Origin of the sequence: Pseudomonas citri, assembly GCF_025336485.1 — a bacterium.
GTDB lineage: Bacteria > Pseudomonadota > Gammaproteobacteria > Pseudomonadales > Pseudomonadaceae > Aquipseudomonas > Aquipseudomonas citri.
This window is the reverse complement of sequence record NZ_JAODAB010000006.1, coordinates 61608-81680: the sequence shown is the minus strand read 5'-3', so window position 1 is coordinate 81680 and position 20073 is coordinate 61608. Positions and strand designations below refer to the sequence as shown.

Below are 20073 nucleotides of genomic sequence, written 5' to 3'. Positions count from 1 at the left end.
CCACATGTCGCGTCAGCTTTTTTTATGCCTGTGCATGGTTTGCTCCATGACCCAGGCCGTTGAAAAAACCAGCGCAAGCGATGCCCACGACCTGGCCTACAGCTTGGGCGCCAGCCTGGGTGAGCGCTTGCGCCAGGACGTGCCCAACCTCCAGATCCAGGTATTGGTCGAGGGTTTGCAACAAGCGTATCAGGGTAAGCCCCTGGCCCTCAGGGACGAGCGCATCGAACAGATCCTGGCCGAGCATCAGGCACGACTGACCGCGCAATCGACGACACCTGAGGTCGAAGCGGCGCTGCAAACGGAGCAGAAATTTCTCAACGAAGAAAAGCACCGTCCCGGTGTCCAGCAACTGGCGGACGGGATCCTGCTGACCGAACTCAAGCCTGGCAAAGGTGCAAAGGCCGGCCCTCACGGCAAGGTCCAGGTGTTGTATGTCGGTCGACTGCCGGATGGCACCGTATTCGATTCCAATGGCCAGCCGCAGTGGTTCAACCTGGACAGCGTGATCGATGGCTGGCGCAGCGCATTGCCGCAAATGCCGGTCGGTGCGAAGTGGCGCCTGGTGATTCCTTCGAGCCAGGCCTACGGTGCCGAAGGGGCCGCTGATGTGATCCCGCCGTTCACACCGTTGGTGTTCGAGATCGAGTTGCTGGGCGCCACGACCTGACGCTGGTCAAACGAAAAACGGTGCGCAAATGCGCACCGTTTTTTTTGCCGCAGGGCCGTCAGGCTTGGACTGTAGCGTCTTCCTTGTGGGCGTTGTGCAGCACTTCGATCAGGCAGTCTTCCAGTTCGAAACGCTCGTGCAACAAGCCACCCAACTCCTTGAATTTTTCCGCGACGCACTTGCCTTCATCGCACAGATCATTGAAGGCCAGCAGCTTTTCGGTGATGACGTCGATGCGCGGGTAGATCTGCTCGGCGAGTTCCAGGCCACGCTTATCGTTGAAAGCCTTGGCTTCGCCTGTCAGTTGTTCGTAGATCTCGAAATGACCGGCAGACACATAGTCGACCAGCACACCGCAGAACTCCTGCAACGGCTTGCGGCTCTCACTCAGTGCCTCAGGCTTGTCGCCAAGCGCATCATAGGCCCGAACCAGTTCGTGACGCTCCTGCAACCAGCGGTCGATCAGCAGATGCACTCCACCCCAGCGTTCCTGAGCATTCTGACAACTTTCGAGCATGGCGATTTCTTCCTTTGTGAGTCATGCCCCTCGCAGCCTGCCCATACCCCCCAAACCCGGGGCGAACCAGACACAACGTGAGCGAGCGACATAATTCCAAAACACGTGCGGGCCAGATTATGCCCGCACGACAGCCGCTTCAAGGTACGCAGGAGATAAAGTTCATACAAGTGTTTAATCCATGATCCGCACCCACTGCGACGTTCCGCCGCCGAGCGGTCGAACCAGAGCGCTCCAGACAAGACGCAACAGCAGATAGGTGGCGACAATGAACACGGCGATAAAAAACAGCAGGCTCCACTCGGGAATGCTCAGGTCGAATAACGTCCAGGTGATGCTCGCGCAATCGACCGCTCCGTCGAGAACACGATGCACGGCACACCACCAGGTATCCGCTCGCTGCAAGTGGGACACGCAGTCGGGCAAGCGCTCGATCGACATGCTTTGCACCAGGACCTGGCGCCAGGCCAGGATCATGCCCCCCGACGCGAAGACCAACCCCGTCGCCCCATAGAAGATGCTGCCCTTGCGACCCGGCCCGTGCACGCACGCGATGAGGCAGTTGACCAGAAACAGGGTCAGGCACAAACGCTGCAAGACACACAGGCTGCAAGGTATCAGGCCGACCGAATACTCCAGGTAACTGGCGATGCCCAAGACCAGGGCCGCAGCGATGGAAGCCATGAAAAACAAGAAGCGTGAGCTGGCCAAAGACATGGCGGTTCCGTTACAGAAGAGACAAGCAGTTACGGTAGAGGAAAGCCCTCAGGCCTTTCAAGGCAGGCCCGTGCAGAGACTTCACCGCAGGTGTAGGGAATTCCCGACAGGGACAAGGGGATTGTGCGCAGTGCGCTGTAGGACTTTGCTGAAGGCATGACCAAAGCCCGAAAACCGGGCTGGTATCCTGCAACCATTTCCCCCAGGACGGGATCTGTTCGGACTGGAACAGGATGAACATTGTGGCGAGGGGATTTATCCCCTCGCCACAAGGACTCATTCCACTTTCAAGAATGAGTCATGCCCATCTCAAGTCGGCAAGACCTGCGCCTGAACCGGCAGCGGCGCAGCCAGTAGACGTTCATCCAGCAACCCCAAGCCCTCCTGGAACAACTGATTGCTGCGCTCGGCATCCCCCAGTTGCGCCAGCAATCGCGCCAGTTCGGCACAGGCTTCCGGATGGCGTTGGATCCGCAGGCTGCTCTCCAGGTAATCCCGCGCCTTGCCCCACAAGCTGTTTTGCAAACTCAAGCGCCCCAGCGTCAGCAACAGGCCTGGATCCGCCGGATGTGCCTTGAGCCAGCCTTCGGCCATTTGCAATTGATGGATCGGATCGCTGCCGCGGACCAGTCCATACAGCCGTGCCAGGTGGCTGTCGTAGTGACGCTTGAGGGCGACGCGCAACGCCTCTTCGGCTTCGACCTGGGCACCCAGTTGCCGCAGTTGCTCGGCATAGGCCAGCACCAGGGCCGGCTCCTGGCGTTGCGCGGCGGTCAATTGCTGCCAGGCCCGGTTGAGCGATTGCAGGCCGACACTTGCATCGTCTTCACGATGGGCCGCCAGGGAAAGGTTCTCGCCCCACGCCTGGCGCTCCAGTTCAGCCAGTTCGCTGGCCGCGAGGACTTTGTCCTTGCGCAGCTCCGGCAACAGCCGGATCACCGCGGACCAGTCGCCGCGCTGCCGATGAAGACGTTGGAGCTGACGCAGGACCTGCGTGTTATGGGGATGGCGCTCATGCATGGCCTGCAACGTGCCCAGGGCTCCGTCAGTGTCGCCTCGATCCGTCTGCAATTGTGCATGAGTCAACGCAATGGCCAGTTCAGCCTGGGGCTGACGCTCCAGGGCGCGTTCCAGCAAGCTGTCGCTCTGCTCGGAAAGACCTTGCTCGTTGGCGGCACGGGCGGCGCCCAGGTAATACAGCAATGGCTGGCGCTCGGCCTCGGCGGCACGGTGCAGGTGTCGCTGGGCACTGGCCCAGCGACCTTCAGCCAGGTCCAGTTGGCCATGCTCGATCGCCACCTGCACTCGGCGGCTGCGATTGCGCCGCGACCATGGATTGACCACGCCGGAGGAAGTGGTCACCAACCCGATCAGGGCGCTGACGCCCCGCCACAACAGCCAGAGCACGGCCACCAGCACCAGGGTTACCCAGAGACCGGCTTCATAACGGAAGCTCTTGTACGCCACCAGCACGTAACCCGAATGCTCGGCAATCGCCATGCCCAGCAAGCCGGCGGCAGCGATGACCAAAAACAGAATCACGTAGAGACGCTTCATGGCGTGGTCTCCTGCTCGCCACGCTTGGGCAGCGGCTTGACGGAGTCTTCGGCGTTCAGGCTACGGCGCTCAAGGTAGGCCTGGACGCTGCTCAGGGTGGCCGTCAGGTCCGGAGTTACCACCGTCACGGGTTGCTTGCCCAGCTCGACTACGCGCTCGAGCATGACTTTGCTCTGCGGGTTGTCCTGGTTGAAGTTGTTCTTGAGCACATCCCGTGCCTCGGTCAGCGCCTGGGTGTAGACCGCTGCCTGGCCGTTGAGGGCTGCCCATTGCGCCTGCTCCAGCGCCAGGCTCAAGGCCAGGCGCACCTGCATCAGGCTCTGTCCGGCCAGCAGCGGACGGACGTTCTGATCGGCGTTGAAGTCGATGCGGATGTAGCGCGAGATTTCGTCCCACCACTGGGCCCAGCGACTGGCGCCGTCGCCATCGGCGGTCAGGCCCAGCAGGGACTCACCACGGTCCTTGTATTCAGGCGCCAGTTCGCTGAGCTGCAACACCTGGTCGCGCAGGGCGCCCAGTTGCAGGAACAGGCCGGTGCGGTCCGGCTGCTCGGTGCTGCGCAAAGCGGCGAGGGTCTTGGCCAGTTGCTCGCGGGCGGCGAACGAACCGGGGTCATCCTGCTCGCGCAGGATCTCGTCAGCCCCCTGGACCAGGGCCTGGGCACTGTTGATGTCTTGCAGCGCGGAAAGACGCAGGCTGGCCAGGCGCAACAGATGCTCGGCCTCGGCCAGGCGCCAGTCCTTGCGGCTGGCCCCGAGCACGGTTTCCAGGCGTTGGCTGAGGCGCTGCTGATCGCCTTGCAGTTGGGCGACCTGGCGTCGCCGCTCTTCCAGCTCTTCGGCCGGAGGCAGTTGCGCCAGCCGCTCACTCAGGCGTTGCTCGTTGAGCTTGAGGGTCTGGGCCTGATCGTCCAGGGCCTGGACCTCGGCGGCCTGTTGCTGGTTATTGGCTTGCAGGTGACGCACCTGCCACACGCTCCAACCACCGACTGCCACGCCAGCGGCGCCGAGCAGCAACGCCACGAACGCCAGTCCGCTGCCACGACGGGGCGCCGTCGGAGCCGGTTTTTCAACCGGCGCGTCGATCGCTGGCTGGTCTTGTTCTTCTTTTGGCAAGGCTGTTTCGCTCACGTATCCATCCTTTGCATTAGAAAACGGCACGGATTGTTCCCGTAACGCCGCCAGCAAAGCCGCGGCATTGGCGCCACGGCAATCCACAACTGTTCGGGCCCCGGCGGCAAGCGCCATCTCGGCAACCCTTGGGCTTGGAACAAACAACGGTAGTCGCGCAAGGTCGGGCCACGCATCGCCGGCCAGCCGTTGCAGATGCTCGAAGCTCTGCCCACTGCTGACCACCAGTGCGTTCAGGCGTTCCGCTTCGACCCTGGCCGGCAACTCACCTTCACGGTAAGACGGCAGGCCGCGTCGGTACAACTCCAGATAGTCGACACTAGCACCTTGCTCGCGCAAACGCTCCGCCAGCAAACCGCGTCCACCCTCGCCACGCACGATCAAGACCCGCGCGTCGGGCCGGTCGACCGCCTGTTGCAATCGGGGGAGTTCGAGCAAGGCTTCGCTGTCATCGCCACTGTCTGGATAAAACACGTCGAGGCCGGCATCGGCAAGAATCTGCCCGGTGGCGCCGCCGACACTGAACCATGGCTGGTCGGGAAGACTGGGCCAGTATTGGCGCAGGCACTCCACACACAGGCGCGCCGCCGGCTTGCTCACCACAATCACGGCGCAGTACTGGTCCAGCGCCTGGATGATCGTGCGCCCGGCATCGGACAAGGGAATCGGCACGATGTCCAGCAACGGCAAGCTGCTGCTGAAGATGCCCGCTTCGGCCAGGACAGCCGCCAGGGCCGCCGACTCTTCGGCCGGCCGGGTCAGCAGCAGCCGCCAGTCCGTCACGCGTGACCCGCCTCGCCGTAGACTTTCTTGAGGATCTGGTCGGCGCCCTGGCGCAGCAGATCTTCCGCGACCCGCACCCCCAGCGCCTCGGCATCGTGGCGCGGCGCCCGGGCCTGGGAACTGAGCAACCGGCTGCCATCCGGATCACCCACCAAGCCGCGCAACCAGACCTGATCGCCCTCCAGCACGGCATAACAGGCGATCGGCACTTGGCAACCACCGTTGAGGTGTTTGTTGAGGGCGCGCTCGGCGATGACCCGCGTGGCGGTGTCTTCATGGTGCAGCGGCACCAGCAGGGCATGAATTTCGCTGTCGGCGCTGCGGCACTCGATGCCCACGGCCCCTTGTCCACCGGCCGGCAGGCTATCGTCGACGCTGATGGTCGACGTGATGCGATCTTCGAAGCCCAGGCGGATCAGGCCGGCGGCGGCGAGGATGATGGCGTCGCACTCCCCGGCATCGAGCTTGGCCAGACGCGTATTGACGTTGCCGCGCAGGAAGCGGATTTGCAGATCCGGACGGCGGGTCAGCAACTGAGCCTGGCGACGCAGGCTGGAAGTGCCTACCACACTGCCGGGCGGAAGCGCTTCAAGACTGGGGAACGTGTTGGACACGAACGCATCGCGCGGGTCTTCCCGCTCGCAGATGCAGAACAGGCCCAGGCCTTCAGGGAAGTCCATGGGCACGTCCTTCATCGAATGCACGGCGATGTCGGCTTCGTTGTCCAGCAGCGCGGTTTCCAGCTCCTTGACGAACAGGCCCTTGCCGCCGATTTTCGACAGAGGGGAATCCAATAGCTTGTCGCCGCGACTGACCATGGGCACCAAGGTCACGATCAGGCCGGGGTGAGCGGCTTCCAGGCGGGCTTTGACGTGTTCGGCCTGCCACAGGGCCAGGGCACTCTTACGGGTGGCAATGCGGATCTCGCGAGGGGACATGGATCAATCCGTACTTAAAAGATACGGCGGATAATAACAGCTCAGTCAAAATCGCTTTGACTTGAATCACGACCCCAAGGCCTCCCTGACCGCCAAATACCCTGTCGACGGGGCGGACGCCCTGAAACCGTGACCCAGGCTCTGTACGAAAAGCCTTGATACTCGTTCATGCTGCGTTGAAAACAGCCTCGCCTGACCTTCGTCTCAAGACTTTTCGTACAGAGCCTAAAGCTGCTGCATCATCTTGCGCACGCCAGCCACGTGTCGCCGGCTGACGATCAGCGCATCGCCATTGAGTCCCTTGAGGAACAACTGGAAATGCCCCAGGGGCGTACGCTGCAGACGCTCGATACGCTCACGCGCCACGAGGGCGTTGCGGTGGATACGGACAAAGCGCTCGCCGAACTCGTCTTCCAGGGCCTTGAGTGGCTCGTCGAGCAACACCTCGCCACTTTCGTGGCGCAAGGTCACGTATTTATGGTCGGCGATGAAATAGACGACCTGGTTCAGCGGGATCAGCTCGATGCCTTTGCGGGTGCGGGCGCTGATGTGGCTGCGCGGACCGCTGCCACTTTCGGCCGCCGGACGGGTCAGCGCCGCCAGTTGTACGCGGTTGGGTCGCTCGGCCTTGCGCAAGGCGTCGAGCAAGGCTTCGCTCGCCACCGGCTTGACCAGGTAGCCGACCGCACCGGCCTGCAACACCTCGGGTGGGAAGTCGTCCCGCGTGGTGCAGAAGACCACGGCGGGAGGCGACTCTCGTTCGCACAACTTCGCCGCGACCTGCAGGCCATCCAGGCCAGGCATGCGAATGTCGAGCAGCACGATATCCGGCTTGTGGCTGTCGATAAGGGCCAACGCCTCTTCGCCACTGGTGGCGCTGGGCTCCAGGACACTGTAGCCCTCGAGCTCGCCAACCATTCGGCTCAGGCGCTCGCGGGCCAGTGGTTCGTCATCAACGATCAGGACATTCATATTGCGCTGGATTCCTGCGTGAGTCTCGCACAAGGATAGCGTAGACAGGGAAAGTGACATCCGTCACCGCGATCCACGCTAAGACTCGTCCGAGGGCCAAAAAGTGCCGCGAGGCGGTCGCCTATCTTTACCAGCGCCTGTCGACGGATGCCCGAGGCCTGATGTCGCACGGCTTCGTCGTAGGGATAGTTATCATTCGATCTGATCAATATGAGCCCTCCCTTCTTTTTATTCGTCCGATGCACCATGGATGGAAAAAGAAAAAGTCCTACAGTCCACTGTAGACGGTTGCCGCGACGATATTGCTCAATCGGAAAATATCGTTGTGCGAAAAACCGGTTGGATCCCAGGTTCGATCGAAAAAACCTGCCGACCAGTGCCAGCGCCAGTCCCGGCAACCCTGCTATCATCCGCCGCAGCCTTTAACCGCTATTTTCTCCACAGCCGATCACGAGCGAATTCATGAGCACTGACAAGACCAATCAGTCCTGGGGCGGCCGCTTCAGTGAACCCGTCGACGCCTTCGTCGCCCGCTTCACCGCCTCCGTCAATTTCGACCAGCGCCTGTATCGCCACGACATCATGGGTTCGATCGCCCACGCCACCATGCTGGCCAAGGTTGGCGTGCTGACCGATGCCGAACGCGACAGCATCATCGATGGCCTGAAGACCATCCAGGGTGAAATCGAGGCCGGCCAGTTCGACTGGCGCGTCGACCTCGAAGACGTGCACATGAACATCGAAGCGCGCCTGACCGACCGCATCGGCGTGACCGGCAAGAAACTGCACACCGGCCGCAGCCGCAATGACCAGGTGGCCACGGACATCCGCCTGTGGCTGCGCGATGAAATCGACCTGATCCTGGGCGAAATCACCCGCCTGCAAAAAGGCTTGCTGGAGCAGGCCGAGCGCGAAGCCGAAAGCATCATGCCGGGCTTCACCCACCTGCAGACCGCCCAACCTGTAACGTTTGGGCATCACATGCTGGCCTGGTTCGAAATGCTCAGCCGCGACTACGAGCGCCTGGTGGATTGCCGCAAGCGCACCAACCGCATGCCCCTGGGCAGCGCCGCGCTGGCCGGCACCACGTACCCGATCGATCGTGAATACACCGCACAGCTGCTGGGTTTCGACGCCGTGGGCGGCAACTCGCTGGATAACGTTTCGGACCGCGATTTCGCCATCGAATTCTGCGCCGCCGCCAGCATCGCGATGATGCACCTGTCGCGCTTCTCCGAAGAACTGGTGCTGTGGACCAGTGCGCAGTTCCAATTCATCGATTTGCCGGACCGTTTCTGCACCGGCAGCTCGATCATGCCGCAAAAGAAAAACCCCGACGTGCCTGAGCTGGTACGGGGCAAGAGCGGCCGGGTGTTCGGCGCGCTGATGGGCCTGCTGACCCTGATGAAAGGCCAGCCACTGGCCTACAACAAGGATAACCAGGAAGACAAGGAACCGCTGTTCGACGCCGCCGATACCCTGCGCGATTCGCTGCGGGCCTTCGCCGACATGATCCCGGCTATCAAACCCAAGCATGCGGTGATGCGCGAAGCGGCCCTGCGCGGTTTCTCCACCGCCACCGACCTGGCCGACTACCTGGTGCGCCGTGGCTTGCCATTCCGTGATTGCCACGAAATCGTCGGCCATGCCGTGAAGTACGGCGTAGACAGCGGCAAGGACCTGGCGGAGATGAGCCTGGACGAACTGCGTCAGTTCAGCGACCAGATCGAGCAGGACGTGTTTGCGGTGCTGACCCTCGAAGGTTCGGTCAATGCCCGCGACCACATCGGCGGCACCGCGCCAGCGCAGGTCAAGGCCGCTGTGGCCCGGGGCCAGGCGTTGCTTGCCAGCCGCTAAAAGCCCAAAGCATCGTCGGATCGCCGCCCGGAACGAGCTCGATCCCACAGAAGGACTTCAGTGAGCACATATTGTGTGAACACCTGAAGTTCCATTGTGGGATCGAGCCGGCTCGCGAGGGCGCCCTTCAGAACAGCAAAAAACTCATTTCTTCGCCGCGATCATCTCCAGGAACGCCGGCATCGCCGCCTCCCTGTCCGCCGCAATCCGCTGCACGTGCGGGTTCTGCTCCAGACGCTGCAACAAGGCCTTGGCCGCCGGCATGCCTGCCATCAGGTCGGTGTCGAACAGCTTGCTACCCACTTGTAAGGCCGGCGAAACACTGTAGAGGAAATACAGGTCGGCAATGCTCAAGCGGTCGCCCGCAACGAAAGGCGAGAACTTGCCATGGCGGCCCAGCGTGGCAAACCCCAGCAGCAATTCGGCCTTGGACTTTTCCTTGATGGCATCGGGCACCGACATGCCGAAGAACGCCTCGCCAAAGCAGGCGCGCGCTGGCAGCTCGATGTACAACTCGATCTCCCGGCACAGGGTCAGCACCTGGGCACGCTCGAACGGATCGCTGGGCAGCAGGGCCTGGCCTGGCTGGGTCTGTTCGAGGTATTCGAGGATCACGCTGGTTTCGTTGATGAACCCTTGCTCGGTCTTCAGCACCGGCACCTTGCCGCGCGGGCTGATGGCCAGCGTTTCGGGGGTCTGGCCCGGATAAAACGCGACCTCTTCGAAAGGCAGTCCTTTCTCCAACAGCGCCAGCTTGACCATGTTGTAGTAATTACTGACAGAGAAACCATAAAGCTTGAGCATTCCAAATGCCTCCAGGCCGTGTGGGGTTGGCAGCCTTGGGTTATAGACCGTCGAGGCGTTTATTGCCAGGCGCATCACGCGGCTGAATGCAGGTAAACTGGCGACTTTTCTCACAGGAGCCTGCCATGAGCGAGCCAACCGACATCGACAATGACGAAGAAGAGTTCGTCGAGAACACGCTGATCCAGGCCATCGAAAACCAGATTGAAAGCGACAACCCGCCAGCGGCCAAGGCCACTTTCAACAAGCTGACCCTGGTGGGTTATGAGCGCGAGGACATCCTCAACCTGATGGCCCATGTGCTGGCAGTGGAAATTGACGCGATCCTGGAAGAGGACCGCCCGTTCGACACCCAATGGTACGAAGCCGCCCTGCGCGCCCTGCCTGAGTTGCCGCCGGAAAAGAACTGACTGCGGGAGCGAGGCTTGCCCGCGATGCAGGCACCTCGCTCTCCCACCAGACCGCGTTATCTTCATCGCGGGCAAGCCTTGCTTCCACAGATAAATCCCCTCGCCACAGGGACCTGCCGGGCAGAACACAGGTGCTCCCTCCCCCAAAACAAAAAAAGCATGGCCCTGGCACTGGACAGCTCGGCCGAGTGCGCTCACCTTAGTGACGCTATCGATCAAATTCCTAGAAAGTCTGGAGTCCTTATATCGCTTACCCCTGAGCTGGTTGCCGAACTGGAAATCCTTGCACTCTTCAACCTGGACAGTTCCCAGGAAGGCTTGAAAATTCATCAGACCGCGGCCCCCAAGGCCATCGCCGCCGCCCAACGCTTGTTCGAGAAAGAACTGATCACCCAGCCCGACGGTGGCTACCTGACCAGCCTGGGTCGGGACGCCGCGCAGAATATTCAAACCGTCCTGACGATACTGAGCGTTCAAGAAGCCGCCTGACCTGCCCTGCCCTGCCGCCCACGGAAATCGCCTTCAAGGGGGTTTCCGCAGGCGCAGTGAGGACTTTGGGTAAAAAATCTGACACCTGAATCCTGTTCCCGCTTAAGAATTCGCAAACCCGGGCGCTAACCTGCCATCACCTGTGATCTCCCACGTTCGAGACCGCGAGCCGGTTTGAGCTGACATGACCCGCAACCACGAAATACGCCCCGATCTGGACGAGGGAATCGATCGCAAGGTCCTGAGCCAGTTGCGCGCGCGTTTTCTCAAGCTCAACAGCGTCCGGATGGAGCGTGCCCTGGAGGGTCTGTCACCTCGCCAACAAGGCGTGCTGACGCTGCTGCCGTTGTTTTTTCACGTTAACCATCCGCTGTTGCCCGGCTACGTCTCCGGGAGCACACCCGCCGGCTTGTCGAATTACGAGCCCGACGCCAGCGTCCTTGCCGAGGCCCAGCGCCTGACCCGCTCGTTCTCCTACAAGCCGCGACACGGCAGCAATCCGCCGCGACCGATTCTCGGCCTGTTCCTGATGGGCAGCCTCGGCACCCTGGCCCAGGCCGACCAGAGCGACATGGATGTGTGGGTCTGCCACGGCCCGGACCTGAGCGACGATGAACTGGCCGAGCTGCGCAAGAAATGCCAACTGCTCGAAGCCTGGGCTGCGACCCAGGGGGCCGAAGCGCACTTTTTCCTGATCGACCCAGCGCGTTTCGTGCGGGGCGAGCGGGACAACCAGCTCAGTTCCGAAGATTGCGGCACGACCCAGCATTACCTGCTGCTGGACGAGTTCTACCGCACCGCGATCTGGCTGGCTGGGCGCACACCGATCTGGTGGCTGGTGCCGGTCTACGAAGAAGACAACTATGAGCCATACACCCATGCGTTGATTTCCAAGCGTTTCATTCGCGCGGATGAAACCCTGGACCTCGGGCACCTGGCCTATATCCCGCCAGGGGAATTCATCGGCGCCGGGCTCTGGCAATTGTTCAAGGGCATCGAGTCACCCTACAAATCGGTGCTCAAGCTGTTGCTGACCGAGGTCTACGCCAGCGAGCACCCGAACGTGCGCTGCCTGAGCCTGCGCTTCAAACAAGCCGTGTTCGCCAATCGCCTGGACCTGGAAGAGCTGGACCCCTACATGGTGGTCTACCGCCGCATCGAGGAATACCTCAACGCCCGCGCCGAGCCCGAACGCCTCGAGCTGATCCGCCGGGCGCTGTACCTGAAGGTCAATCGCAAGCTCACCGGCCCAGGGCGTAGCGGCGGCTGGCAACGGACCCTGCTCGAACGCCTCACGCGGGAATGGGGCTGGGACCAGCGTCAACTGGCGTTGCTCGACAGCCGCAGCCAGTGGAAAGTCCGCCAGGTCAGCAACGAGCGACGCGCGCTGGTCAACGAACTCACCCACAGTTACCGTTTCCTGACCCAGTTCGCCCGCACCGAACAAACTGTCAGCCCGCTCAACAAGCGCGACCTCAATGTGCTGGGTCGGCGGTTGTATGCCGCCTTCGAACGCAAGGCCGACAAGGTCGAGTTCATCAACCCCGGCATCGCCCCGGACCTGGCCGAGGACACCCTGACGCTGGTCCAGTCAGCCAATCGCAAAGAGCCTGGGCAGAATCAGTGGGGCCTGTACAACGGCAGCCTCAACGCCCTGGAATGGGAAAATTTCGCGCCGATCAAGCGCAGCCGTGAATTGCTCGAACTGCTGACCTGGTGCCATCGCAACGGCGTGATCGACAGCAGCACGCGCCTGGCGCTGCACCCCGGCGACAGCGACCTGAGCGAATTCGAACTGTTCAACCTCCTGGGCAGCCTGCAACAGTCCATCGCCCTGCCCCTGGGCAGCGTCGATGAAGAACAATTGCTGCATGCCAGCGTACCCAGCGAGGTGCTGGTCCTGGTCAATGTCGGTGTCGACCCGCTCAAGCACCACCGCGACCTGAACATTCTGATGACCACTGAGCGTACCGACTCGTTGAGCTACGCCGGGGTGCGGGAAAACCTGGTGCTGACCCTCGACCAGGTCACGCTCAACAGTTGGAACGAAGTGCTGGTCAACCGTTTCGACGGCGAACACGCGCTGCTTGACTGCCTGCGCGACTACCTCAACGACCTGCCCACCACGCAACGCCAGCCGCGCTTGCGGGTACGCTGCTTCTGCCACAACCGCGCGCAGTTCATTGCCCGACGGGTCGAAGAGGTCATCGAGACGGCGCAGACCTTGCTGTTGAGCAAGCTCAACTACCGCTATCTGCTTCAGGTCCAGCAGCATTATCACGTGCTGGAACTGATACCGGGCCAGGTCAACCACGTGGCGCTGGGCAGCCTGTCGGCGCTGATGGATTACCTGGGCGAGGAGCTGACAGCCTACAGTCCGCTGCACCTTGACCCGATGGCCCTGGAGGAACATGACCTGGCGCTGCTCCTGCCCATGGGCCAGCCCGAATGCATCCAGGTGTTCTACCGGGTCAACGAGGAAACCGCCACGCTGTACGTGCTCGATGAGCTCAATGCGCTCTGGCACCAGCAAGTGCCCTATCACGACGAACAAAGTCTGCTGGTGCCGTTGCAGCGCTTCCTGCAATCGGTGCTGTACCGCCGCGACGCTTTGTTGCCGATGGATGCAGCCCAGCCGGTGTCCCTGGAAACCCTGTATTACCAACTCCTGCCCTCGGGCAACGGCCGGGCACGGCGGATCGAGGCACGGCAAGCACCGCAGACGCCGGCGAACAAACCGTTCTATGACGTACAGGCGATCATCGGCAAGGCGGCGCACGGGCAGGTACATGTCACCCTGTATTGTGACCAGCAGGAGTTTTCCGAACTGGAGCATGGCGACCAGCTGTTCCGGGTGGTCGCCCGGGAGATCATTGACCAGCGCCGCGAGGCCCAGCGCTACCGCTGTTACATCACCGACCTGGACCTCTCGGGCCTGGTGGGCGACGGCGCCTGTTCGAGCAATTTGTACCTGCGCTACAAGGCCGACCTGGAAAGCGCCCTGAACGAGGCGCTGACCCTGGCCTGATGCGTGTCAGAGAGAGAAGTCACCGCCCGCCTTGGGCTGGTATTCCACGTTCAGCAACGTCAGTTTCAGGGTCTTGCCACCGGGCGCCGGCCAATCGATGTGCTGGCCGACCTTCAGGCCCAGCAATGCACTGCCTACCGGAGCGAGGATAGAAATCCGGCCTTCATCGGCATTGGCGTCCTGTGGATAAACCAGGACCAGGTGGTAGTCCTTGCCGCTGCTTTCCTCACGGCAATGCACCCGCGAATTCATGGTCACGACATCGGCAGGCACTTCATCGTGGCCCACCAGCGTCTCGGCGCGATCAAGCTCGGCTTGCAACGCGATCACACCCGGCAGGTTTTCATCCAGGCTGTCGATCAAACGCTCCAGACGTTGCACGTCCAGACGGGTAAGGGTGATGGAAGGTGCGGTCATGATCCTGGCAGACTCCTTTCTCCTGCACGAAAAAAGCAAAACCCCGCCACAAGAAGACGGGGTTTTCATGGGCCTCGATAGGGTGAGGCGTAGCCGGACACTAACACAGCTCAATAAATAAACAAGTCACCGAGCTATTGCTCCCGTTGCATGAACAACAGAATGACTGTGGCGAGGGGATTTATCCCCTCGCCACAAATCACACCAGCGACTTGCGTTTGGCTGCCTCGGCACAGATGACCCGCCTGCGCTCATCATCGGCCGAGCGCCATTGGCGGATGTCTTCCACATGCCGGAAGCAGCCGAGGCAGACTTTCTGCTCGTCCAGCTTGCACACGCTGGTGCACGGCGACGGCACGGCGGGGCTGACATTGCTGTAGAGCGGCTTGGGTGGCCGCGGCGGAGCGCTCGATGTCACAGGTTCAAAGACCTTCGAATTCGAGTTCCACGCCGGCCTGGGTCTTGACAATGCGCTCGAGCATCTCGCCCAGTTGCTCTTCGCTCTTGTCACACATCCAGCGCTCGCTTTCCTCGTCGTAATCGAAGTGGAAACCACCGGACACGGCCGCCAGCCACAACTGTCGCAGCGGCTCCTGGCGACTGAAAATCAACTGGGTGCCGTTTTCGAACTTGACGGTCAGCACACCGGCGGAGCTTTCCAGGTCGATGTCCAGCTCACTCTCGTCAAACACATCCTCCAGCATCTGCTGGGTGGTATCGACCAGATCGTGGAAACGGGCTTCGGTCAAACTCATTGCGGCAACCTCGAAAATGTCTGCTCATGCTCAAGCGCCGCAAGATACGGACGCTTCCCGACGATTGCAAAGGATATACCGGCGCACGCCCCTCGGCGCTACGAAAAGCCCTGGTAGCCCTTACGGGGCCACTAGGCTCTGTTTGAAAAGTCTTGAGACGAAGGTGAGGCAAGGCGAAAACCGCCGAGGAAGCGGAATTTACTGGAGTAAATGAGCATTCCGAGGCAGTTTTTAACGCAGCATCACCGAGTATCAAGGCTTTTCAGACAGAGCCTAGCCCCGCCGGACGGGGACCCCGTTGCATAGGCAAGCTGCCGGGTGGCCGGTATACTCCGGCGCAATTAACGCATTTTCAAGGATTTCGCCATGAAGCGCCTGATCTCTTCCCTTGCTGCGCTCGTCGCGGTTGCCTGCCTCGTCACAGCCTGTGGTCAAAAAGGTCCTCTGTACCTGCCTGACGACAGCAAGTCTCCAGAAGAGCAGGCCAAGTCGTCGCAGTCCAAATCCCATACCCACGACACCCACACCACCACTTACTAAGGGAACGCCATGGACGCTTTTAACTACCGTGGCGGGGAGCTGTTCGCGGAAGGGGTTGCCCTGTCCGCGATCGCCGAGCGTTTCGGCACGCCGACCTACGTCTATTCCCGTGCCCACATCGAAGCTCAGTACCGCACCTTCGCCGACGCCCTGGCCGGCATGCCGCACCTGGTGTGTTTCGCTGTAAAGGCCAACTCCAACCTGGGCGTGCTCAACGTCCTGGCACGCCTGGGCGCCGGTTTCGACATCGTTTCCGGCGGTGAACTCGAACGCGTCCTGGCCGCTGGCGGCAGCGCCGACAAGATCGTGTTCTCCGGCGTCGGCAAGACCCGCGAAGACATGCGTCGCGCCCTGGAAGTCGGCGTGCACTGCTTCAACATCGAATCCACCGATGAGCTGGAACGCCTGCAAGTCGTCGCCGCCGAGCTGGGCGTGCGCGCACCGATCTCCCTGCGCGTGAACCCGGACGTCGACGCCGGCACCCACCCGTACATTTCCACCGGTCTCAAGGAAAACAAGTTCGGCATCGCCATTGCCGACGCCGAAGACGTGTACGTGCGCGCCGCCCAACTGCCGAACCTGGAAGTGCTGGGCGTCGATTGCCACATCGGCTCGCAACTGACCACCCTCGAACCCTTCCTCGACGCCCTCGACCGCTTGCTCGCGCTGATCGATCGCCTCGGCGACTGCGGCATCTACCTGCGCCACATTGACCTGGGCGGCGGCGTCGGCGTGCGCTATCGCGATGAGGAGCCGCCGCTGGTGGCCGACTACATCAAGGCCGTGCGCGAACGCCTCGCCGGTCGCGACCTGGCGCTGATGTTCGAGCCGGGCCGCTACATCGTCGCCAACGCCGGCGTGCTGCTGACCCAGGTCGAGTACCTCAAGCACACCGAACACAAGGATTTCGCCATCGTCGACGCGGCCATGAACGACCTGATCCGCCCGGCGCTGTACCAGGCCTGGATGGACGTCAGCGCCGTGCGCCCGCGCGATACCGCCACACGCACTTACGATATCGTCGGGCCGATCTGCGAAACCGGTGACTTCCTGGCCAAGGCCCGGGAACTGGCGCTGGAAGAAGGCGATCTGCTCGCCGTGCATTCGGCCGGTGCCTACGGGTTTGTCATGAGTTCCAACTACAACACCCGCGGCCGCTGCGCCGAGGTGCTGGTGGACGGTGATCAGGCATTCGAAGTCCGTCGCCGCGAGACGGTAGCCGAGTTGTTTGCTGGCGAAAGCCTGCTGCCGGAGTAAAACCATGCTGCTGCGTTTTACCAAGATGCACGGCCTGGGCAATGACTTCATGGTCCTCGACCTGGTCAGCCAGCACGCGCACATCCTGCCCAAGCACGCCAAGCAATGGGGCGACCGGCACACCGGCATCGGTTTCGACCAGTTGCTGATCGTCGAGGCACCGACCAACCCGGACGTGGATTTCCGCTATCGGATCTTCAACGCCGACGGGTCGGAAGTGGAGCAATGCGGCAATGGCGCGCGCTGCTTCGCCCGCTTCGTGCTGGACAAACGCCTGACCGCCAAGCGGCAGATCCGCGTCGAGACCAAGAGCGGCATCATCGAACTGGATGTGCGCGGCGACGGCCAGATCGGCGTCAACATGGGCGCTCCGCGCCTGGTACCGGCGGACATTCCCTTCGATGCGCCGGCCCAGGCCTCGAGCTACCAGGTGGATGTCGACGGCACCGTGGTGGAGCTGGCGGCCGTGTCCATGGGCAACCCCCATGCGGTGCTGCGCGTCGACGATATCAACAGCGCCCCGGTGCACGAGCTGGGGCCGAAGATCGAACACCATCGGCGCTTCCCGGCGCGGGTGAATGTCGGCTTCCTGCATGTCGTCGACCGTCACCGGGCGCAATTGCGTGTCTGGGAACGCGGCGCAGGAGAAACCCAGGCCTGCGGTACCGGTGCTTGCGCCGCCGCAGTCGCCGCAATCAGCCAGGGGTGGATGGATTCGCCTTTGTTGATCGACCTGCCTGGCGGGCGCCTGTCCATCGAATGGGCAGGCCCTGGCCAACCGGTGATGATGACCGGCCCGGCAGTGCGCGTATACGAAGGACAAGTCCGTCTTTGAGTGAGTCGACGCCATGACCGACAAACCACAGGTTCCAGCCCCGTCGCCCGAGGATGTCCCGGGCCAGCTTCCACCCGCCGCGGCCGTCGTCGCTTACCTGGAGGCCCATCCGGATTTCTTCGTCGAGCACGAGGATTTGCTGGCGACACTGCGCATTCCCCATCGGCGCGGCGACACCGTGTCGCTGGTGGAACACCAGATGAAGATCCTGCGCGAGCGCAACATCGAAATGCGCCATCGCCTGTCGCACCTGATGGACGTCGCCCGGGACAACGACCGGCTCTTCGACAAGACCCGCCGCTTGATCCTCGCGCTGATGGACGCCAGCACCCTCGAAGACGTGGTGATGAGCGTCGAGGACAGCCTGCGCCAGGACTTCCAGGTGCCCTTCGTCAGCCTGATCCTGTTCGGCGACAATGCCATGCCGGTGGGCCGCTGGGTGACCCACGCCGAAGCACAAACCGCGATCGGCGGCCTGCTCACGGAAAACAAAAGCGTCAGCGGCAACCTGCGCGAACATGAGCTGGATTTCCTGTTCGGCGAAGAACAACGCAAGCAGATCGGTTCCACCGCCGTCGTCGCCATCGCCCATCAGGGCGTGCATGGCGTGCTGGCCATCGCCAGCCGCGACCCGCAGCACTACAAGAGTTCGGTGGGCACGCTGTTTTTGAGCTACATCGCCGAAGTCACCGGTCGCGTGTTGCCACGAGTGGCGGGTTCGCTGCGCTCGGTACGTTGACGATGGAACGGCAGTTGGAGGCCTACTGCGAACATCTGCGCAGTGAGCGCCAGGTGTCACCCCACACGTTGTCGGCCTATCGCCGGGATCTGGAAAAGGTCCTGGCGTGGTGCCAGAAACAAAATATCGGCAGTTGGGCCGCCCTGGACATCCAGCGCTTGCGCAGCCTGGTCGCCCGCCTGCACCAACAGGGGCAGTCCTCCCGCAGCCTGGCGCGACTGTTGTCGGCGGTGCGTGGTTTGTATCACTACCTCAACCGCGAAGGCCTGTGCGATCACGACCCGGCCACCGGCCTGGCGCCGCCCAAGGGTGAACGTCGCCTGCCCAAGACCCTCGACACCGACCGCACCCTGCAACTGCTCGAAGGCGCGGTGGAGGACGACTTCCTGGCGCGACGGGACCAGGCGATCCTCGAACTGTTCTATTCCTCCGGCCTGCGTCTTTCGGAACTGACGGGGCTGAACCTGGACCAATTGGACCTGGCCGACGGCATGGTCCAGGTGCACGGCAAGGGCAGCAAGACACGCGTGCTGCCCATTGGCCGCAAGGCGCGCGAGGCCCTGGAACAATGGCTGGCGTTGCGAGCACTGAGCAATCCCACCGACGAGGCGGTGTTCGTCAGTCAGCAAGGGCGGCGCCTGGGCCCGCGGGCGATCCAGTTGCGGGTCAAGGCAGCCGGCGAACGCGAGCTGGGGCAAAACCTGCATCCGCACATGCTCAGGCATTCCTTCGCCAGCCATCTGCTGGAATCTTCCCAGGACCTGCGCGCCGTGCAGGAACTGCTTGGCCACTCGGACATCAAGACCACACAGATCTATACCCACCTGGACTTCCAGCACCTGGCGACGGTCTATGACAGTGCCCATCCCAGGGCCAAACGCACCAAGGGCGACGAATCATGACCATCGAACTCATCACTTTCGACCTGGACGACACGTTGTGGGACACCGCCCCGGTGATCGCCAGCGCCGAAGCCGTACTCCGTCAATGGCTGACCGACAATGCACCGAACCTGGGCGGTCTGCCGGTGGAGCATCTGTTTACAATTCGCGAGCAAGTGCTCCGCGAGGAGCCCGGCCTGAAGCATCGCATCAGTGCGCTGCGCCGACGGGTGCTGTTCCGCGCCCTGCAAGAAGCCGGCTACGACCAGTGGCAAGCCTCGGAAATGGCAGACCAGGCGTTCGAGACCTTCCTGCACGCCCGCCATCAACTGGACATATTCCCCGAGGTGCAGCCCACCCTGGAAATCCTAGCCAATCACTTCGCCTTGGGCGTGGTCACCAACGGCAACGCCGATGTACGGCGCCTGGGGCTGGCGGACTATTTCAAGTTCGCCCTGTGCGCCGAGGACATCGGCATCGCCAAACCGGACGCCCGGCTGTTCCACGAAGCCCTGCAACGTGGCGGCGCCACGGCGCAGACCGCCGTGCACATCGGCGATCACCCGGGCGACGACATCGCCGGCGCCCAACAAGCCGGTTTGCGCGCGATCTGGTTCAACCCGGCGGGCAAGGCCTGGGATGCCGAACATGTGCCAGACGCGGAAATCCGCAGCCTGACCGAACTGCCGGGCTTGTTGGCAGGCTGGCATAGCCGCCCCTGATACCTGAGCTTCAAACCGAACCGTGGCGAGGGGGTTTGTGCCCTCTGGCCGGCGA

The 20073-nt window shown here is 62.3% G+C and carries 21 protein-coding genes and 2 pseudogenes; 11 read left to right on the top strand and 12 right to left on the bottom strand.

The genetic code is table 11. The features are described from left to right. The first annotated feature begins 4 nt into the window (after positions 1 to 4). Complete coding sequence (locus N4Q37_RS09285) at positions 5 to 670, top strand: FKBP-type peptidyl-prolyl cis-trans isomerase (protein WP_260957220.1); 666 nt, start codon at positions 5 to 7, stop codon at positions 668 to 670. 58 nt (positions 671 to 728) lie between these two features. Here N4Q37_RS09285 and rsd read toward each other — a convergent pair whose 3' ends face one another. The 8 genes and pseudogenes from rsd to N4Q37_RS27855 form a co-directional block, all read right to left on the bottom strand. Beyond that, entirely contained in the window at positions 729 to 1187 is a 459-nt protein-coding gene (gene rsd, locus N4Q37_RS09280) for a sigma D regulator (protein WP_260957218.1), read from the bottom strand. Positions 1188 to 1361: 174 nt separating this feature from the next. Next, on the bottom strand, positions 1362 to 1904 hold the full coding sequence (locus N4Q37_RS09275) for a disulfide bond formation protein B (protein ID WP_260957217.1): 543 nt from the start codon (positions 1902 to 1904) through the stop codon (positions 1362 to 1364). A 309-nt stretch (positions 1905 to 2213) separates the two neighbouring features. Then, entirely contained in the window at positions 2214 to 3461 is a 1248-nt protein-coding gene (locus N4Q37_RS09270) for a heme biosynthesis HemY N-terminal domain-containing protein (protein ID WP_260957215.1), read from the bottom strand. Continuing rightward, positions 3458 to 4591, bottom strand: coding sequence for a uroporphyrinogen-III C-methyltransferase (locus tag N4Q37_RS09265; protein WP_260957669.1), 1134 nt, complete (start codon positions 4589 to 4591; stop codon positions 3458 to 3460). The genes N4Q37_RS09270 and N4Q37_RS09265 overlap by 4 nt, the downstream gene beginning before the upstream one ends. 36 nt (positions 4592 to 4627) lie before the next feature. Beyond that, positions 4628 to 5374: pseudogene (locus tag N4Q37_RS09260) on the bottom strand (uroporphyrinogen-III synthase); the annotation flags it as partial. Next, positions 5371 to 6312 carry a hydroxymethylbilane synthase gene (gene hemC, locus N4Q37_RS09255; RefSeq protein WP_260957213.1) on the bottom strand — a complete coding sequence of 314 codons (942 nt, stop codon included), beginning with the start codon at positions 6310 to 6312 and terminating at the stop codon, positions 5371 to 5373. The pseudogene N4Q37_RS09260 and the gene hemC, both read right to left, overlap by 4 nt. A 225-nt stretch (positions 6313 to 6537) precedes the next feature. Continuing rightward, on the bottom strand, positions 6538 to 7284 hold the full coding sequence (locus N4Q37_RS09250) for a LytR/AlgR family response regulator transcription factor (RefSeq protein WP_260957211.1): 747 nt from the start codon (positions 7282 to 7284) through the stop codon (positions 6538 to 6540). Further along, positions 7281 to 7430, bottom strand: a pseudogene (locus N4Q37_RS27855) (sensor histidine kinase); the annotation flags it as partial. The gene N4Q37_RS09250 and the pseudogene N4Q37_RS27855, both read right to left, overlap by 4 nt. Before the next feature lie 316 nt (positions 7431 to 7746). Between N4Q37_RS27855 and argH the strand changes: the two are divergent. After that, entirely contained in the window at positions 7747 to 9141 is a 1395-nt protein-coding gene (argH, locus tag N4Q37_RS09245; RefSeq protein ID WP_260957209.1) for an argininosuccinate lyase, read from the top strand. A gap of 144 nt (positions 9142 to 9285) precedes the next feature. Here the strand turns inward: argH and N4Q37_RS09240 are convergent, their stop codons facing one another. Further along, positions 9286 to 9945, bottom strand: coding sequence for a glutathione S-transferase family protein (locus N4Q37_RS09240; RefSeq protein ID WP_260957208.1), 660 nt, complete (start codon positions 9943 to 9945; stop codon positions 9286 to 9288). 125 nt (positions 9946 to 10070) lie between these two features. Between N4Q37_RS09240 and N4Q37_RS09235 the strand changes: the two genes are divergently transcribed. The 3 genes from N4Q37_RS09235 to N4Q37_RS09225 all read left to right on the top strand — a co-directional run bounded on the left by N4Q37_RS09235 (position 10071) and on the right by N4Q37_RS09225 (position 13872). Next, positions 10071 to 10355 (top strand): hypothetical protein, encoded by a 285-nt coding sequence (locus N4Q37_RS09235; RefSeq protein WP_042730387.1) that lies wholly within the window; start codon positions 10071 to 10073, stop codon positions 10353 to 10355. Positions 10356 to 10598: 243 nt separating this feature from the next. After that, on the top strand, positions 10599 to 10844 hold the full coding sequence (locus N4Q37_RS09230) for a TIGR02647 family protein (RefSeq protein WP_260957667.1): 246 nt from the start codon (positions 10599 to 10601) through the stop codon (positions 10842 to 10844). Between the two features lie 184 nt (positions 10845 to 11028). Beyond that, positions 11029 to 13872 (top strand): class I adenylate cyclase, encoded by a 2844-nt coding sequence (locus N4Q37_RS09225; protein ID WP_260957204.1) that lies wholly within the window; start codon positions 11029 to 11031, stop codon positions 13870 to 13872. A gap of 6 nt (positions 13873 to 13878) precedes the next feature. Here the strand turns inward: N4Q37_RS09225 and rnk are convergent, their stop codons facing one another. From rnk to cyaY, 3 genes are all read right to left on the bottom strand, one after another. Beyond that, positions 13879 to 14289 (bottom strand): nucleoside diphosphate kinase regulator, encoded by a 411-nt coding sequence (rnk, locus tag N4Q37_RS09220; protein ID WP_260957202.1) that lies wholly within the window; start codon positions 14287 to 14289, stop codon positions 13879 to 13881. A gap of 199 nt (positions 14290 to 14488) precedes the next feature. After that, positions 14489 to 14707 carry a DUF1289 domain-containing protein gene (locus N4Q37_RS09215; RefSeq protein ID WP_260957200.1) on the bottom strand — a complete coding sequence of 73 codons (219 nt, stop codon included), beginning with the start codon at positions 14705 to 14707 and terminating at the stop codon, positions 14489 to 14491. 4 nt (positions 14708 to 14711) lie between these two features. After that, on the bottom strand, positions 14712 to 15044 hold the full coding sequence (gene cyaY, locus N4Q37_RS09210; RefSeq protein WP_260957199.1) for an iron donor protein CyaY: 333 nt from the start codon (positions 15042 to 15044) through the stop codon (positions 14712 to 14714). 366 nt (positions 15045 to 15410) lie between these two features. Here cyaY and lptM point away from each other — a divergent pair, with 366 nt between their 5' ends. The 6 genes from lptM to N4Q37_RS09180 are packed head-to-tail and all read left to right on the top strand — an operon-like array spanning position 15411 to position 20018. Next, the gene (gene lptM, locus N4Q37_RS09205; protein WP_260957198.1) at positions 15411 to 15584 is read left to right on the top strand and encodes an LPS translocon maturation chaperone LptM; all 174 of its coding nucleotides are present in this window, start codon (positions 15411 to 15413) and stop codon (positions 15582 to 15584) included. 9 nt (positions 15585 to 15593) lie between these two features. Further along, positions 15594 to 16841, top strand: a complete 1248-nt coding sequence (gene lysA, locus N4Q37_RS09200) for a diaminopimelate decarboxylase (RefSeq protein WP_260957195.1) — start codon at positions 15594 to 15596, stop codon at positions 16839 to 16841. Positions 16842 to 16845: 4 nt separating this feature from the next. Then, entirely contained in the window at positions 16846 to 17676 is an 831-nt protein-coding gene (gene dapF / locus N4Q37_RS09195; RefSeq protein WP_260957193.1) for a diaminopimelate epimerase, read from the top strand. A 13-nt stretch (positions 17677 to 17689) separates the two neighbouring features. After that, positions 17690 to 18415 (top strand): DUF484 family protein, encoded by a 726-nt coding sequence (locus N4Q37_RS09190; protein WP_260957191.1) that lies wholly within the window; start codon positions 17690 to 17692, stop codon positions 18413 to 18415. Between the two features lie 2 nt (positions 18416 to 18417). Next, entirely contained in the window at positions 18418 to 19317 is a 900-nt protein-coding gene (gene xerC / locus N4Q37_RS09185; protein WP_260957189.1) for a tyrosine recombinase XerC, read from the top strand. Then, positions 19314 to 20018, top strand: coding sequence for an HAD family hydrolase (locus tag N4Q37_RS09180; RefSeq protein ID WP_260957187.1), 705 nt, complete (start codon positions 19314 to 19316; stop codon positions 20016 to 20018). The genes xerC and N4Q37_RS09180 overlap by 4 nt, the downstream gene beginning before the upstream one ends. The last annotated feature ends 55 nt before the right edge of the window (positions 20019 to 20073 follow it).